The sequence below is a fragment of the Acinetobacter calcoaceticus genome (genome assembly GCF_051947995.1).
Classification (GTDB): domain Bacteria; phylum Pseudomonadota; class Gammaproteobacteria; order Pseudomonadales; family Moraxellaceae; genus Acinetobacter.
Map to the genome: position 1 here is coordinate 336,704 of NZ_JBLVVH010000003.1, position 16,501 is coordinate 353,204.

Consider the following 16,501-nt stretch of genomic DNA (forward strand, 5'->3'; position numbering starts at 1 on the left):
GCGCTGTTTGAGCCTAAGTAAAGGGCTTTAAGCCTTTGCCAGATAATTTTGCATTTCTTCTGCGGGTACCATGCCACCACCTGTTCCCCATACAATATGAGTGGCGTGCTGTAACTGCTGTTCAGTCAATTGATGTAGATTCTTATAATCTTGATACTTACTGACTAAAACTGGCCCGAGCATACCTGCAAGTGCAGACGGTTCAAGTTTCAGATTTTCGGACTGGTTGAGCATTGCGAGCAAGCGATACATGGTTTGATCATCCAGTGTATAAAAACCATCTAACAATCGTTGCATGGCACGGCCGACAAAGCCTGACGCACGTCCCACGGCGAGACCATCTGCCGCCGTAATATTATCAATCCCAATATCCTGAACCGAAATTTCATCATGTAAACCGGTGGCAACGCCCAATAACATACACGGGGAATGGGTAGGTTCGGCAAAAATACAATGGACGTGATCGCCAAACGCCATTTTCAGGCCAAAGGCTACACCACCAGGCCCGCCACCGACACCGCAAGGCAAATAAACAAAGAGGGGATGGTCCTGATCCACGCGAATCCGCTGTTGATCCAGCTGTTTCTTTAAGCGTTCACCCGCAACGGCATAGCCCAGGAACAGGGTCTTAGAATTTTCGTCATCAATAAAAAAGCAGTTCGGATTTTTTTGCGCTGCTTTCCGGCCTTCTTGCACCGCAATGCCGTAGTCTTGTTCGTACTCAATCACGGTTACGCCATGAGCACGTAACTTGTCTTTTTTCCATTGTCGTGCATCGGCTGACATATGCACCGTGACATCAAAGCCGAGCTTTGCACTCATGATGCCAATGGAGAGCCCAAGATTACCCGTTGAGCCTACCGCGATGCTGTATTGACTAAAAAAGACTCTAAATTCCGCACTATTCAGTTTGGCATAATCATCGTCAAGACTGAGTAGATTGGCTTGTAACGCGAGCTGCTCCGCGCGGAAAAGCACTTCATAAATGCCTCCACGTGCTTTAATTGATCCTGAAATAGGCAAATGGCTGTCTTTTTTCAACCAGAGTTTGCCTGCAATTTTTTGCTCGAAGTGCATTTCAAGCGATTGCTGCATCTCTGGAATGGCGCTTAGCTCCGATTCGATAATGCCATGGCTGACACGGGTTTCTGGAAATACGGCCATGAGGTAGGGTGCAAAACGTTGTAAGCGGTCACGCGCATCATCAATATCCGCTTGTGTTAACCCGACATAGGGTAAGCCTTGCTCGAGCGTAGTGAATGATGGATTAAACCAGACTGTCTCTTTCAGTTCAATCAGATCTTTCACAATCGGATAATGCTTAACAAGGTCTTGAATTTGATTCGAATCCATTCAGTTTCTCATAAAATTTGGATAATGGGTCATAGTCGTTGGCTAAAGCCATTTTATTTTTGGTTCATGATTTCAGTCAAATTCAGATTAAAACAAGAAAAAGAGCTTTAAGCGATAAAAAAATAATGAAAGTTATAAAGCATCCTCATTGTGGTTTAGTTTGCCCATAGCACGCGATATTCGTATCACTCAACCGCACATTTAGCAATGCGATACACTGGCGTCAGACTAAGCACACAGTATAAAAACCACAATCTCCATACAAAACAAATGGATAAGTAAAAAATGGAGGAGCATTATTTTTACCGACTAAAACACAAGTTAAACAATAGGGGAAGACCCCTCGATTCAAATGGTCAATGATAAACAAAGCTACAAATAAGAATGATTATTAATTTCAACTATTGAATGAAGATTAATAAATGGCTATGATGCGCAAACTTTATAAATGATAACAACTAACAAATGAAAATTGTTATTAATAATGAGGATGCGACAACATGGTCTTGGCAAAGAACAAATTAGTGCTTGCAATTGCAGCCTTGACGCCGTTTGCAGTATGGGCAGAACAGCATCAGACCGAGCAAGCAGACACAACCTTACCCACGATCGTGGTCACTGCCAGTCTGGCAGAGGAGAGCCCTGATACGGCGCCTGCTTCAATCACAGTGGTCAGTAAACAACAGATCGAACAATCCGCGGCAAATAGTCTGGCGGAAGTCTTGGGTAAAACCGTCGGGGTACAAAATTATAATGGCGGGGGCCGCGAGAAACTGACCATCCGTGGGGTACGTGAATCAAACGGGGTATATACCTTGATTCTGGTCAATGGCAAACGTATTTCTTCTACAGGTGCCTTATGGCGCGATGCCGATCTGGATATTAGCTCGATTCCATTGTCCAGTATTGAGCGGGTAGAAGTGATTCGAGGTCCAATGTCTGCGCTCTATGGTTCGGATGCGATTGGTGGTGTAATTAACATCATTACCAAAAAGCCAACGGATGAGTGGCAGGGGGCAATCAATGCTGAATATCATCTGGTCGACCGCGGTGCAGGAAAGCAGCAATATCGCTTGGGCGGCTCTGCATCTGGTGCATTGACCGACAAACTGGGTTTATCGGTTTCAGCAGAGCAATATGACCGTGATGCCTGGTTCTCACAAGGCAAACAAGCCACGCCAGCCTATTATATTGAAGGTAAGAAAACCCAGAACTTACGCTCAACCCTGAGCTATGAGCTCAATGATCAGCAAGATCTTGATCTTGACTTAGGATATAACAAGGATAAACGTCCGTATGGTCAGACCGATTATCAGTACTATCCAGCTACTGGTCGTTTAAATGAGGGCTTTGCCAGTCAGGAGATTGAACGCCATTCCGTTGGACTAACACATCGTGGTGACTGGAGCTGGGGGAAAACCACCGTTTCAGCGCAACAGGAAAATAGTGAAATTAAAGACTATGATTCAGATTTTGATGAGCCCACGCATCGTACTTTGAAAGAAAATAATACCAACTTGCGTGCCTATAGTAATTTTAATGTCAGTCTTCACGGCGTTGTTGCGGGTATTGAATACAATCATCAGGAAGTCAAAGACGACATAAGCTATCAAAACTCGGGTAAGGCTTCAGTCGGCACATCTTCGGTGTTTGTACAGGATGACATCCATATCACCGATCCGCTGACCTTATCCTTGTCTGGCCGTTATGATGATCATGAGGTATTTGGTCACCATTTCAGTCCAAAAGCCTATCTGGTTTATCAGTTACCGTATGATATTGTCGTTAAGGGCGGTTATGGGCAAGCCTTTAAGGCGCCGTCTCTGGCACAAATGACCAAAGATTATGGCATTGTCAGTTGTGGAGGAGGGTGTACCTTATGGGGGAATCCAAACCTCGAGCCAGAAACCAGCGACAACTATGAAATGAGTGCATCCATCCGTAAATCAAGCTGGAACGGTAGTGTCACCGTATTCCAGAATGAAATTAAGGATATGATTAGTCGGGATATTCGCTATAGCGTTGATCCGAACGGTGAATCCAGCCCCACGGGCGCTGCTTGGGTCAATTTAGGGCGGGTCAAAATCAAAGGGATAGAGCTAGCAGCACAGGCTGATTTATTGCCTATGCTTTCTGTCGATGCCAATACTACTTATCTTGATGCTAAAAACAGTGAAACACATAAACGCCTGGATGAACGTCCACGTCTGCAAGCCAATACCAATCTTAATTTAAAACCGCTTGAATGGTTAACTCTAACTGCGGGTGCAAGTTATATCGGTGATCAGGTCATTAACCAGAAAAAATTACCTGATTATACCTTGGTCAATCTTGGTCTCTCAGCCAAAGTAGATCCCGCAGTGACTGTACGAGCAGGCATCCGTAACCTGACCGATGTCGATTTGGAAGAAAAAGGCAAAAATGCGGGAATTAAATTCAATGAAAAAGAACTGGGACGTAATTATTATGTTGGTGTGACCTATACCTTCTGATTTTGAATATTGACCGCAACTAGATGCCTTGAGAAATCATTTTCAAGGCATTCTTTACTTCAATTTTTAAACATTTACTTAATTCCAAGTTATTTATTTTTATAAAAATATTGTTGTTATTATTTTAATTGACAGGTTTTTTTATGTACGCAAAATTATTAATCAATAAAGGCTTAACGCCAACCGTTGCCCGAGTTTCTGTACTCGAAGTCCTTGCGCAACATAACGGTCTTACCGCAGATGATATCTATATGATTGCCAATAAACAGAGTGGTCTCAAAATAGGCACCATTTACAGAGTCCTGTCCGATCTGGAAAAGCATCACCTGATTCAAAGAATCCTGTTTGGTCGCAATAAAAGTATCTATAAGCTACTTAAACATAGAATTAATTGTAATGTGCGAGAAACCTTTAACGGGAATATGCATCCCTACAGTAATCCTGAAATCAACACTTTGCTTGAACAAATCATGGACAAACTTGGAGATGAGTTTTCAACGGCAGAACTGATTTTATATAAATAAGGCCTTTGGATCATTAGTTAAATTCAATTTGTCGGCTAAATATGAAAAAGTCGTAGATAGATGGAAAATATGCTTGTCCAATCGAAAGAAATTGTGAATACTCGTGCCGCAAATTCGGACTGTAAAATTAATTTTTAGGACTCGGCAAATACTGTGAAAACCTTTCCATTTTCTCGTCTACAAACAGCGTTACTGGCAGTTGGCTCATTTTCCTGTCTAGGACTGATTTCCACAGTGGCACAGGCCGAAACTGAAAGTGAAGCCACTCGGCTTGCCACCATTACAGTCAATGCTCAGGCCGCAGAAAATGCGTATTATCACCCAAAAGTCAATTTAACCGGTTTTAATCAACACGATCTGGCTGAAATACCTGCATCAATCAGTAACATTACGGCTGAACGTATTGCAGATCAACATGCAAAAACACTCACCGATGTGGTAAAGAATGATGCAGCAGTAGGGGACGGCTATGCACCGATTGGCTATTATCCAAACTTTGTGATGCGTGGTTTTGCCCTGAATCTGGGTTCAAGTTATTTGCTCAATGGCAATGTGATTCGCGGTGAGCAGAATGTAGCGCTTGAAAATAAACAACAGGTCGAAATCCTGAAAGGAATCAGTGCGATTCAAAGTGGCATGTCAACACCCGGTGGTGTGGTCAATTACGTCACTAAACGGCCTAAAGATATACGGTCAGTGACCGTGGGTGTCGATAGTGAAGGTGGCTATCGTATCGCAACAGATCTGGGTGGACTATTGGGTGAGCAGCAACAATTGGGTTACCGGATTAATCTGGCCAGTGAAGAAATTCATCCGTATGTTGAACATGCCAATGGACGTCGTTTATTTGGCTCCGTCGCTTTAGACTGGAACATCTCTGATCGTTCCAAGCTCGAATTTGATCTTGAATCACAGCATCAGCGTCAGCGTTCTGTACCAGGTTATCAATTATTGGGTGGCAACGCCGTACCCGATGGTGTGAAATGGGATCGTTTACTGGGTTATCAAAGCTGGAGTAAACCTATAAGCAGTGACAGCTTAAATACCGGATTAAAATATACTTATCAGATCAATGATAGCTGGACGTCGCATTTAAGTGCTTCGCAAAGTCGTGTGGTGGTCGATGATTATTCATCCTTTGCCTGGGGGTGTTATAGTGAAACTTGTCAGACGCAAGGTAATACTTTTGATCCGAATGGTAATTACGATATTTATGACTTCCGTAACCCGGATGACAGCTATCTGACTAATCAGTTTAAGGCAGGCATAAACGGTAAATTTAAGACTGGTGCATGGCTACACAACCTCAGTGCAGAATTGTCACACACAGCTAAACGTCATTCGCAATATGATCCAATAAATGAAATGGTGGGTTCAGGCAATATTTATCAGGATAGCCTAGCGTATCAACCCACTGATAAGCGTTTGGGTAATCACTATAAATCCTTACAAAGCCAGCAAACCGCATTAACGATGATTGACCAGATCGATTTCAATGCAGCGTGGTCAGTTTTAGCGGGTGGAAAACTGCTACATTTAGATGAAAATGCTTATCAAACAAATGGTTCCCGCATTCGGGAGACCGATTTTAATCGTTTTTTACCACAAGTTGCAGTGATGTATCAGCCTTGGGAACGCACGCATTTATATGCGTCTTATGCCAAAGGTTTAAGCGATGGTGGTCAAGCGCCATGGTTTGCCGACAATGCCTCTGTAACGCTAGCGCCAATCCATTCAGCTCAATATGAACTGGGTATTAAACAACAATGGCAGGATTTACTTTTTACCGCAGCAATATTTGATTTAAAACAGGACAATCAATATACCAATGCAGCCAATAACTATGTGGCTGAAGGTGAACAGCACAACCTGGGATTAGAACTCGGCTTACAAGGCCGTTTAAGTGACAATCTGGATATTACCTCAAGTCTGGCATTGACACGTTCACGACTCACAGATGTTCAAGTAGCTGAATATAAAGGACATCAGACTCAAAATGTACCAAATGTACGTTTTGCCAGCCACTTATCGTATCAAGTGCCACAAATTGATGGATTACGTTTATTGGCAGGTATGCAGTACAGCAGCAGTAAATATGCCAATAAAACCGGTACAGTGAAGGTTTCAGGTTATAACGTATTTGATGCTGGCGCAGCGTATAATTTTCATGCCTATGGTTATGACAATACACTGAGATTGAATGTAGACAATATATTCAATAAAAAATACTGGCGCGATGTCGGCAATTTTCTTGGGGATGATTATTTATTCCTAGGTGAGCCACGTACAGCACAGCTGTCATGGACTGTTAATTTTTAACTTGAGATAGAAAAAACTGAAAAGATACATCACGGCGTAAACTCTAAGTCATTTAAGTTTACGCTGTTTTATTTAGATGCGTATAAGAACATTAGAAGCTGCAAAACTAGTTTTTGGTGAGGAACAAGTCGTGGTCTTAATAAATTAATATTATTTCGCATAATGTATATTATGTTAAATATAATATCTAAAGACTCTAGCCTGAATTGTTTGTAGCTACAGCTCAGCAACATGAATCTCTACGATCATAATTCACGTTGCTGAGCTCGAGTTCTCATTCCATAAAAACAAAGGCCTAGATTAGATTAAGACACTAAATCAAATGGCAGAGGTCTTTTCAAGTCGGCTGACTTGAGTCTCCCAAGTGAATGTCTCCTGCTATTTCAGTACACATCAATAGAAAGATAAGCTGTAATTTTCTATGTAAATGACGCTTAAATACTAACCCTCTCATTTTTCAACGAGCTCAGGTTATAATGATGGTCTCCCCAAATATAGTTGATCTATTATGAATGCCTCCAGTGACCCTCTACATGGCAAAAAACTTGCTGACATTTTGGATGAGTTATTGGATTATTACGGTGGCTTTGAAGGTTTAAGTCGCAAAATTGAAATTAGATGTTTTTGTATAGATCCAAGTGTTAAGTCATCGTTACGATTTTTACGTACCACACATATTCAGGATTACACATCGTTCTTATCTGCGTAACTTGAGCTTGTTTAAATGAAATACAATCCTATCATCCTATGGGCTTAGTATGAAAAATAATACCTAAAAATCTTTCTATACCTTTGATATAGCCCATTTAATTTAAACCTGTTTCGCTTGTTTTTTAGGATATCCCTTTTTTAACTTGATTCGATTACGGATCAAGCCTATAGATTTTCTACTGCCTTTAAGGAAAATTTATCGTTTGCTCAGCACACTGTTGAACTTTAATATTATTTTAAAAGTTAGTTAATTCTTTCATATTCCTAATGACATGAAGAGGTAAAAATCATGACTGAGAAAGTCGCTATTGTTACGGCTGCAGGAAGTGGTATGGGCGCAGCTGTTGCAAAAAAACTAGCAGCAGATGGATACAAAGTTGCAATTTTATCTTCATCAGGCAAAGGTGAAATTCTCGCGAATCAACTGAATGGCTTGGGTATTACTGGATCTAATCAATCAATAGAAGATATTCAACGCCTGATTAATGAAACACTGGATCGTTGGGGGCGTATCGATGTTTTAGTCAACAGTGCTGGGCATGGCCCACGCAAAGGAATTTTAGAATTAACAGATCAAGATTGGCATGATGGTATAGATACTTATTTTCTCAATGCTGTACGCCCTACCCGTTTAGTGATTCCGATCATGCAACAACAAAAACACGGCGTGATTGTAAATATTTCCAGTGCATGGACATTTGAGCCTAGTTCACTCTTTCCAACATCTGCCGTTGCCCGTTCTGGATTAGCAGCTTTTACGAAGATTTGTGCAGACACATATGCTGTTGATAATATTCGTATTAACAATGTTTTACCTGGATGGATTGATAGCCTGCCAAAAACAGATGAACGCGCTGACAGTGTTCCAATGAAACGATATGGTTCAACAGAAGAGATTGCCGCTACAGTTGCTTTTCTTGCATCTGATGGTGCAGCTTATATCACAGGACAAAATATCCGAGTAGATGGCGGCTTAACTCGCTCTGTATAGTGACTTTAAAAAAAATTGGAAGGGATAAATTACTTTCATATTATCCCTTTAAAATTAAAAGATATCTCATCATACTGATAAGTATAAGTTTTCTATTTTTGCTCAGTCCCTAAATATTCTATACACCACTGCCAAACTTTATCGACTGTGCTATTCGAATGTGAGATTTTTTTTCTGACCAGATAATAACTGGGCTCGACTGTTTTTATTTCTGAAATTACTTGTACGAGTTTTCCTGACTTAATATCAGCATCCACAAATGCTCGACATGCTAAAGCAACACCTTGCCCTGTCAAAGCTGCATCTAATGCTAGCGTGGTTTGATTAAATACAGCTCCAGATAACTTCACATGAGTATTCAGAAAATTCGGCCAATGATCATGGGCATCGTGTAGCAATGGCATGCTTATCAACTGTTCAAGTTTCAGAGGAAGCGTTACATCCCTAACAAAATCAGGACTGGCTACAGCAATAAGCTCTTGATGAAACAATAATTGTGTTTCGAGATGTTCTGGAAATGATTTTTGGGTGAGCCTTATCGCGATATCAACTTGATCACGATCAAAGTCGGATACAGCCTCGGTTGCAAGTGTACATAAATTGATATCCGGTAGTACATCATGTAAATCACCTAATCGAGGAATCAATATTTTAGTCGCAAACGTTGGTGTCACACTTATAGTGACACGATCAGGCTGGTCTAATAATGATTCTGTTGATTCAGTAAGAATATCGAAGGCTCGAGTTATATCGACCAGATACTTTGTTCCTTCCGGAGTCAAAGACAGTCCCCGAGGAAGTCGCTGAAATAGAGTAACCTTTAGATGATCTTCCAATGCTCGAACTTGCTGAGCAATCGCACCTTGAGTAACCCCCAATTCATCAGCAGCAGCGCGAAAACTTAACTTTCTCCCCGCTGTTTCAAACGCACGTAAGGCATTTAAAGATGGAAGTTTTCGACGAGATACCATAAATACATAAGAAAGTAGTTTTTCTACACTTTAATTTTTTAGCTCATCCTATACAAGCCATTAAATTATTTTTAACAAACAAGAGAGTTCTTAATTCCTTCGTTATAACTCCAATAAAAGTGGTGATCCCCTTCTTGTAATCTCATAGTCTTCGTATAGAAAAATCCTCTACCTTCTACCCGACAAATTTATAAACTAAGGTTGATAAGAGAGGTGGCTTAGCCATCTCTATACGATCTTAACCACTTGTTATAACCTAAATGGAAGTTAAAGCACTTTATTTACTTCCCGATAGAACCTAGGCGTCACATTGGTCCAGCGTTTAAATGCACGTGAAAAATGAGAAATATCAGCATAGCCCAAACGATCTGCCACCTCTTGAATGGAAAGCTTTGAGTGTTTTAGTAAATACTCGGCATGCTCTCTACGCACTTCAGCCAATAGCATCTGAAACGTTGTTTGCTGCTGCCCCAATTGCCGTTGTAATGATCTTTCTGAGATATGCAGTTTCCCTGCAACTTGTTTGATCGATAAAAAGCCCTCATGTTCATCATAAATCATGGCTTTAATGACAGCATCCAGACGATCCTTATCCATCCTATTTTGTGCCAGTTTCTGTGCATCCTGCAGGCACTGTTGTCTGCTTAAACGTGCAAGCATGGCATCTGCATTTTTGAGGGGTAAATATAAGTATTCTTGCTTAAAAGTCAGGCAATCCGCTTCAGCAGAGAACGCCACGTTTAAGTTCTTGTCCGGATGGATTCTTTTATAAAAATCAGGCTGGTCTTGCTGAAATTTATAATCAATTTCCAGATTAACTTGAGCCAGATTTTGCAGAATTTGTCCAAATCCAAATATCAGAAAACAAGTGGCATGTTGATTTAATCGCTCCTGAGATAAAGGCTGAGCAAAATATAAATGCACCCTCTCACCGTCAATCCTAAGCCGAGGTTTAAAAACGGCACAATGTAAACCAATAAATTGCTCTAAAATCTCGATCGCATCTCCTAAGGTATGTGCTGTGGTCGCCGCTATTCCTACATTGCCATAGCAAGACACCCGCATGTCTCGGGCAAGATATAAACTGATTGCAGGTTCCCTAGTTAATGTCGCTGCTTTCTCTAGTAAGTAATTAAAGATATTCAGGTCAACATACCAAAATGGCGCATCCAGTTTTTGGACCTGAATGCCAGTACCAGCCAGCATTTGCTGAGGTGAAACATTCCATTTTCCTACGACATCAACCAATAAGTTGACGTAGCTTCCGGGTAATTCTGGATTCATTCTTGTTCCGTGACTTAGGGATAAATTGGCGTGAAATGGTAAATATTGGCAGCTTATGAACTATGCCAGTTTTAAGCTTTTCGGCATAGTTCATTTATCTAAAATGTGTTTATGAATGTGACTTACCAATGAATATACTGATTGTTCATGCCCATCCAGAAAACTTATCGTTTACCTCAGCCTTAAAGAATAAAGCACAGGAAACATTTGAAAAACTCGGCCATCGCGTTGAACTTTCTGACCTGTATGCCATGAATTTTAACCCTGTGGCTTCTCAAGATGATTTTGAAAGCTTAAACCAGCCTGATTACCTAAATTATGCCTTGGAACAGCGTCATGCCTTCAAGCATCAGCAATTTTCACCGGATATCCAGACCGAACTTGAAAAAGTACAACGTGCAGACCTGCTAATATTGAGCTTTCCTTTGTACTGGACTTCCGTTCCCGCCATCTTAAAGGGCTGGATTGATCGTGTATTTGTATCAGGACTATTTTATGGCGGAAAACGTTTTTACAACCACGGCGGCATGCGTGGGAAAAAAGCCATGCTGTGCTTAACGCTGGGTGGTCGTGAGCATATGTTTGGTGAAAACGCCATTCATGGGCCGATTGAACATTATCTGGCACCGATCCAGCGTGGGACATTGGCTTATGCCGGGTTTGAAGTGTTACCGCCCTTTATCGCTTATCACGTATCCTATATCAGCAACGAAGCCCGACAAAAATTGCTAATCGATTTTGAGCACTATGTGTCTCATCTCGATACGCTACAGCCGCTTGAATTTCCAATACTCGAAAATTTTGATGACAAGATGCATCCGCTTTAATTCAAAAATTCAGCTCTCCATGAACAGTCAAAGCCAGTTCCTGTCCATCAATCTGGCTGGCATTGATCAAAACCCTATCGCTTTAGATGGGGGAGTAATTTTCCCCACCTAAATTCACATGCTCCATCTTCTTTTCCTCATTCATATAACGATGAAACGTCAAGGAATCTTCATCTAGATGACACCATGCTGTCATCAGCACTGCCTAGAGTGTTGACATCTTTATTCTGGATGAAGCAGATGTTAAAAAAAATGAAACGATGGCTCTCCTACCTCGCTATTGTTCCCGTGCTATTGGCACTCACCGCCTGTAATGATTCAAATGACGATCAGGTTGCAGTGAAACCTGATAATACCAAAAAACCTGTGATGCGCTGTGCACCATAACCATAAAAACAATAAGAGGAAATCGCGTGATTAACCGCCGTCAATTTTTAGCAAACACACTTAAAACAGGTTTTGGTGCTGCCGCTTTAACCACTTTTCCGGCAAGTATTCAAAAAGCGCTAGCGATTCCGGCCAACAATAAAACTGGAACGATTCAGGACGTTGAGCATGTGGTGATCCTGATGCAGGAAAATCGCTCATTCGACCATTATTTTGGCACACTGAAAGGGGTTCGGGGCTTTGCTGATCGCCTCACCATTCCTTTGCCGAATGGTCGTACAGTTTGGCAGCAACAACGTAGTAATGGTGCACTGTTAACTCCATTCCATTTAGATGGCTCCAGCAATAATGCCCAACGTGCACCCGGCACCCACCATACTTGGGTGGATAGCCAGAAAGCATGGGACAATGGTCGTATGACCAACTGGCCAAGCTATAAAACGGACTATGCCATGGGTTATTTTAAGGAACAGGAAATTCCTTACCAATTTGCCTTGGCCAATGCGTTTACGATTTGTGATGCTTATCATTGTTCCATGCATACCGGCACAGATGCCAATCGTTCGTTCCATTTGACCGGAACCAATGGTGCAGTGCCAACCAGTACCGCATTTGTGAATAATGAATGGGACTGGATTGATGGTGATCCCAAAACGGTTGATGTCGGTTACACATGGAAAACCTATGCGGAACGTTTAGAAGAAGCGGGCATCAACTGGATTTGTTATCAAAATATGCCCGATGAATGGGGCGATAACATGTTAGGTGCATTCCGCACCTTTAGAAAAGCCAATATTGATTCTGGCTATCCGGTTTCCAGTGGTGGCGCACCCAATCGTCCTTATAACAAGGCCGCACAAAAATTGCCGTACAAAGCCTATGATGCAAACACGGATAATGCCAAAAATCCACTGTATAAAGGCATTGCCAATACCTTGCCGGGTAATACGCCTGAAGAGTTCCTGAATGCATTTAAAAATGATATTAAAACTGGCAATTTGCCGCAGGTGTCTTGGATCAATGCCCCGTCCATTTATTGTGAACATCCAGGACCTTCAAGCCCAGTACAAGGCTCCTGGTTTATTCAGGAAATCTTAGATGCGTTAACCGCCGTGCCTGAAGTGTGGAGTAAAACCGTATTCCTGATCAATTTTGATGAAAATGATGGTTATTTTGACCACGTTCCCTCTCCATCCGCACCGACATTGCAAGCGGATAACACGTATGCTGGTAAATCAACGCTAAGCCACGCCGATATGCGTCATGAATACTATGTGCATGATGCTCCACTGGGCAGTACTAGCCAGCCTGAAAAAGACAAAGGGGTGTATGGGCCGGGTCCTCGTGTTCCCCTGTTTGTGATTTCACCCTGGAGTCGTGGGGGAATTGTGAACTCTCAAGTATTTGACCATACCTCGGTATTGATGTTTCTGGAAAAACGTTTTGGTGTTAAAGAAACCAATATCAGTCCGTATCGCCGAGCCATGTGTGGTGATCTCAGTTCCGCATTTAACTTTAAAACGCCGAATGAAGATGTGTTACCCCAACTCAACGGCAAACAAACCAGAGAGCAAGCCGATCAACTCCGTGATGCACAACAGAAACTACCTAATGTACCTATTCCGAGCAATTTGCAATTGCCGATTCAGGCCAGCGGTATTCGTCGTTCTAAAGCACTGCCTTATGAATTACATACCAGTGCACGTTGCCTGAATGATGGAACGGTCAAGCTGCTATTTTCAAATACAGGCAGCCAAGGTGCGGTCTTTCATGTCTACGACACATTAAATTTAAATCGGGTTCCACGCCGTTATATTGTAGAAGCAGGCAAAAGTCTGGATGATGTTTGGAATGCACAAAAAGACAATCAAGGTCGATATGATTTGTGGGTGCTGGGACCCAATGGCTTTCATCGACATTTCAAAGGCGACCTGAATCGTAATCAGGATTTACGCATCAATCCCGAAATTCGAGTTTGCTATGATATTGCCAATGGCAATGTCTATGTCGACCTGAACAACTCGGGAGCGCAGGATATTGAACTAGTGATTAGCCCTGTGGCATATCGCACTGACCCTGCACTCAAAATCGTCTTAAAAGCAGGACAGAGCTCAACTCAACACTGGGACTTGGCTGATACCGGACACTGGTACGACTTCGCTGTAACCTGCACACAGGAAGTCAAGTTCTATCGCCGCTTTGCGGGTCGAGTCGAAACAGGTGAAGATTCGGTCAGTGACCCCGCAATGGTTTAAGACTTCCCCTCGAAGCATGACTTTTATCTCCTCGGTTGTAGGCAAAACCGAGGAGGTTCCACTTCTGGATATCCATCATTTATAAAAACTGAATACTCAACAGCCTTTAATTCTTATGCTGTAACTTATAGCACTCATCCAAAGCCAACTCATAATAGGCCAGACCTTCCTGAGCAGCCAGAAAAGCCTTTTGCTGTAGTACAGGGTCTTTATCGCATAGCCGTTTAATCAGCTCCATCGCTTCATAGGGATGCAAATCATCATAATGGGCATGCGCTCTTAACCACGCTAAAGAATGCTTGTTGATATTGACTTCCGGATGTTGAGTGTATGCCTGAATCCCCTTATACACCTGAATGGTCCAGTCGCCTGTTGCCCATTCAATCGCAAGATTGGTTGCTGCAATACTTTCGGCCAGTGTTCCCCGGAAGTTAACATCCCACAAAAAGTGATTGACTGCGTTCATGGCCACAGGTGGCTTTACTTGATTCAACATCTCAACTGTCAGACCAAAGCCCCCCGCCCAGTCCTGATACCAGTTTAAATGCCGTTCTTCCACCTTGATATTCTGGATCAGCCAGTCTCTGGTTTCAGTCACGCCATCCAGTTCAAATGACGTCGCTTTTGCCAATGATCCGGCCATATAGGACGGAAAATGGGCCACCAAAGGATAGAAATTCAATAAGGCCGAACGAAAACATTCCAGACTTAATGAACCATTGGCCATATCCCTGAATAGTGGATGTTTGCTCACTCTTTCTTTTGAAGGTAACAGGTCATCCCAGAACTGTTGCGCCCATTCGGAGTGAGGTGTGATTTCTAGTTTTGTTCCATATTGATTCATAGCAGTCATTGCGATGCATCCTATTTCGTATGACTTAATTCAATCATTGACCATGATCGATGCTTTTTTATAAATTGTAGCTCAATACCCGCAAGATACAATCGATTGCCGTTTAATTTGTAACAGCTTTTTATTTCTTGAATCTAATTTAAACTTGAATCATTATATTAGGCAATGCTTATTATTTAAAAATTAATATTTTTTTATAATCTAATACACATTCCTTTTAAATCAGTGTAACGTAGTAAAAAAATAATCCCTATTTTGACATTTATAAGAACATTTTTGGGAGTGGTGAGAGATAAGATGAAGTTGAAAGCTTCCAATATATTGGGACAAGAACAAATCGACTTGTTAATTTCTCGCGGGCTAAATTTAGTTTGGTTTCCTAAAGAATTAGAAGTGATCTATCGTGATCAGTACAGAAATGAGGCTGCGCATGAGTTCCGTTATCGCGCCCCTATTATTTTAGGTTTATATCTGTTTCTAAGCTTCGGTATCTATCAGGTACTACCGACAGACCTGCGGATCACCTGGATGGCAACCTATGGCTGGGTTGGGATCATTATTACCTTGGCATGGATGCTGTCTTTCCTGCCCATGATGAATAAATGGTTTGATCACTATGTCTGTATCGGTTCCATGGGCGCCGTGGCTATTTCATTTACGATCATTAACGTACTCGAGCAAGGGCAAAACAACGTTCTGTTCCATGCCGCCATGATGTATGCCGTGGTGATCATCTACGGTTTCGTCGGAATGCGTTTCTATACGGCAATTATTGCGGGCTGGGTCGGCGGTTTGATCGGGATTATTGCTAGTACATGGCTCAGTGGTGCCATCGACTGGACCTTCCTGAACCGTACCTATACCTTCAGTAGTTTTCTGGGTATGGCGCTTGCCTATGCAACTGATCGGCAACACCGTGAAAACTATCTGCAAAACTGCATGATCGAACTCAACCGTTTAGAACTGATGCGACAGGCGCAGCAGCTTTCGATTCTGTCTCAACAGGATGCCTTAACTGGTCTGGCCAATCGCCGCTATCTTGATGAGGTGCTGGAGAATGAATGGAAACGTGCCACGCGCCACAGCATGCCAATCACCATCATGATGATCGATATCGATTTCTTTAAGCTCTATAACGATACTCTGGGGCATATCCAAGGTGATCAGTGTTTACGGCGCATTGCAATCATGCTCGGCTCTATCGCCTCACGCAGTGGTGATCTGGCAGCGCGTTATGGTGGAGAAGAGTTCCTGCTACTCTTTGCCATGACTGATCGCGAGCAGGCACTGGTACAGGTTAAGCGGTTGATGGAAATCATCAATAATATCGGGATTGCCCATCCCAAAAGTCAGGTTTCCAAATATGTGACCATCAGTGTTGGTGTTGCCACCATGATGCCGAAAATTGGAGATAGTCTGTCAGAATTTATTGCACAAGCGGATCATGCGTTATATATCGCGAAAAGTAATGGTCGCAATCAATATCATATTGCGTCAACAAATAATATAATTTCTGAAACTTTATAATGGATAT

Annotated in this window: 12 protein-coding genes and 1 pseudogene; 9 read left to right on the plus strand and 4 right to left on the minus strand. The window is 42.2% G+C overall.

Going from position 1 to position 16,501, the window contains the following annotated elements; genetic code table 11:
* Positions 1 to 27: 27 nt before the first annotated feature.
* The gene (dsdA, locus tag ACNQO6_RS07495; RefSeq protein ID WP_440208546.1) at positions 28 to 1,353 is read right to left on the minus strand and encodes a D-serine ammonia-lyase; all 1,326 of its coding nucleotides are present in this window, start codon (positions 1,351 to 1,353) and stop codon (positions 28 to 30) included.
* Between the two features lie 500 nt (positions 1,354 to 1,853).
* Between dsdA and ACNQO6_RS07500 the strand changes: the two genes are divergently transcribed.
* From ACNQO6_RS07500 to ACNQO6_RS07520, 5 genes and pseudogenes are all read left to right on the plus strand, one after another.
* Positions 1,854 to 3,845 (plus strand): TonB-dependent receptor plug domain-containing protein, encoded by a 1,992-nt coding sequence (locus tag ACNQO6_RS07500; protein ID WP_440208547.1) that lies wholly within the window; start codon positions 1,854 to 1,856, stop codon positions 3,843 to 3,845.
* Between the two features lie 143 nt (positions 3,846 to 3,988).
* Positions 3,989 to 4,369: a Fur family transcriptional regulator gene (locus tag ACNQO6_RS07505; RefSeq protein ID WP_440208548.1), complete on the plus strand. Its 381-nt coding sequence runs from the start codon at positions 3,989 to 3,991 to the stop codon at positions 4,367 to 4,369.
* A gap of 153 nt (positions 4,370 to 4,522) precedes the next feature.
* Positions 4,523 to 6,688, plus strand: a complete 2,166-nt coding sequence (locus ACNQO6_RS07510) for a TonB-dependent siderophore receptor (RefSeq protein ID WP_440208549.1) — start codon at positions 4,523 to 4,525, stop codon at positions 6,686 to 6,688.
* Positions 6,689 to 7,196: 508 nt separating this feature from the next.
* Positions 7,197 to 7,361, plus strand: a pseudogene (locus ACNQO6_RS07515) (VF530 family DNA-binding protein); the annotation flags it as partial.
* Positions 7,362 to 7,688: 327 nt separating this feature from the next.
* On the plus strand, positions 7,689 to 8,390 hold the full coding sequence (locus tag ACNQO6_RS07520) for an SDR family oxidoreductase (RefSeq protein ID WP_343578370.1): 702 nt from the start codon (positions 7,689 to 7,691) through the stop codon (positions 8,388 to 8,390).
* Positions 8,391 to 8,482: 92 nt separating this feature from the next.
* Here the strand turns inward: ACNQO6_RS07520 and ACNQO6_RS07525 are convergent, their stop codons facing one another.
* Both ACNQO6_RS07525 and ACNQO6_RS07530 read right to left on the minus strand, forming a co-directional pair.
* Positions 8,483 to 9,361 (minus strand): LysR substrate-binding domain-containing protein, encoded by an 879-nt coding sequence (locus tag ACNQO6_RS07525; RefSeq protein ID WP_440208550.1) that lies wholly within the window; start codon positions 9,359 to 9,361, stop codon positions 8,483 to 8,485.
* 267 nt (positions 9,362 to 9,628) lie between these two features.
* Positions 9,629 to 10,645: a helix-turn-helix domain-containing protein gene (locus ACNQO6_RS07530; protein ID WP_440208551.1), complete on the minus strand. Its 1,017-nt coding sequence runs from the start codon at positions 10,643 to 10,645 to the stop codon at positions 9,629 to 9,631.
* 128 nt (positions 10,646 to 10,773) lie between these two features.
* On the opposite strand from ACNQO6_RS07530, the gene ACNQO6_RS07535 reads away from it, so the two are divergent.
* The 3 genes from ACNQO6_RS07535 to ACNQO6_RS07545 all read left to right on the plus strand — a co-directional run bounded on the left by ACNQO6_RS07535 (position 10,774) and on the right by ACNQO6_RS07545 (position 14,114).
* Entirely contained in the window at positions 10,774 to 11,472 is a 699-nt protein-coding gene (locus tag ACNQO6_RS07535; RefSeq protein WP_440208552.1) for an NAD(P)H-dependent oxidoreductase, read from the plus strand.
* 240 nt (positions 11,473 to 11,712) lie between these two features.
* A complete protein-coding gene (locus tag ACNQO6_RS07540; RefSeq protein WP_343578374.1) occupies positions 11,713 to 11,859 on the plus strand; it encodes a hypothetical protein in 147 nt (48 codons plus the stop codon).
* 26 nt (positions 11,860 to 11,885) lie between these two features.
* Positions 11,886 to 14,114 carry a phosphocholine-specific phospholipase C gene (locus ACNQO6_RS07545; protein ID WP_440208553.1) on the plus strand — a complete coding sequence of 743 codons (2,229 nt, stop codon included), beginning with the start codon at positions 11,886 to 11,888 and terminating at the stop codon, positions 14,112 to 14,114.
* A 106-nt stretch (positions 14,115 to 14,220) separates the two neighbouring features.
* Here ACNQO6_RS07545 and ACNQO6_RS07550 read toward each other — a convergent pair whose 3' ends face one another.
* Positions 14,221 to 14,967: a TenA family transcriptional regulator gene (locus ACNQO6_RS07550; RefSeq protein ID WP_440208554.1), complete on the minus strand. Its 747-nt coding sequence runs from the start codon at positions 14,965 to 14,967 to the stop codon at positions 14,221 to 14,223.
* A 297-nt stretch (positions 14,968 to 15,264) separates the two neighbouring features.
* Here ACNQO6_RS07550 and ACNQO6_RS07555 point away from each other — a divergent pair, with 297 nt between their 5' ends.
* Positions 15,265 to 16,494: a GGDEF domain-containing protein gene (locus tag ACNQO6_RS07555; protein WP_343578377.1), complete on the plus strand. Its 1,230-nt coding sequence runs from the start codon at positions 15,265 to 15,267 to the stop codon at positions 16,492 to 16,494.
* Positions 16,495 to 16,501: the final 7 nt, after the last annotated feature.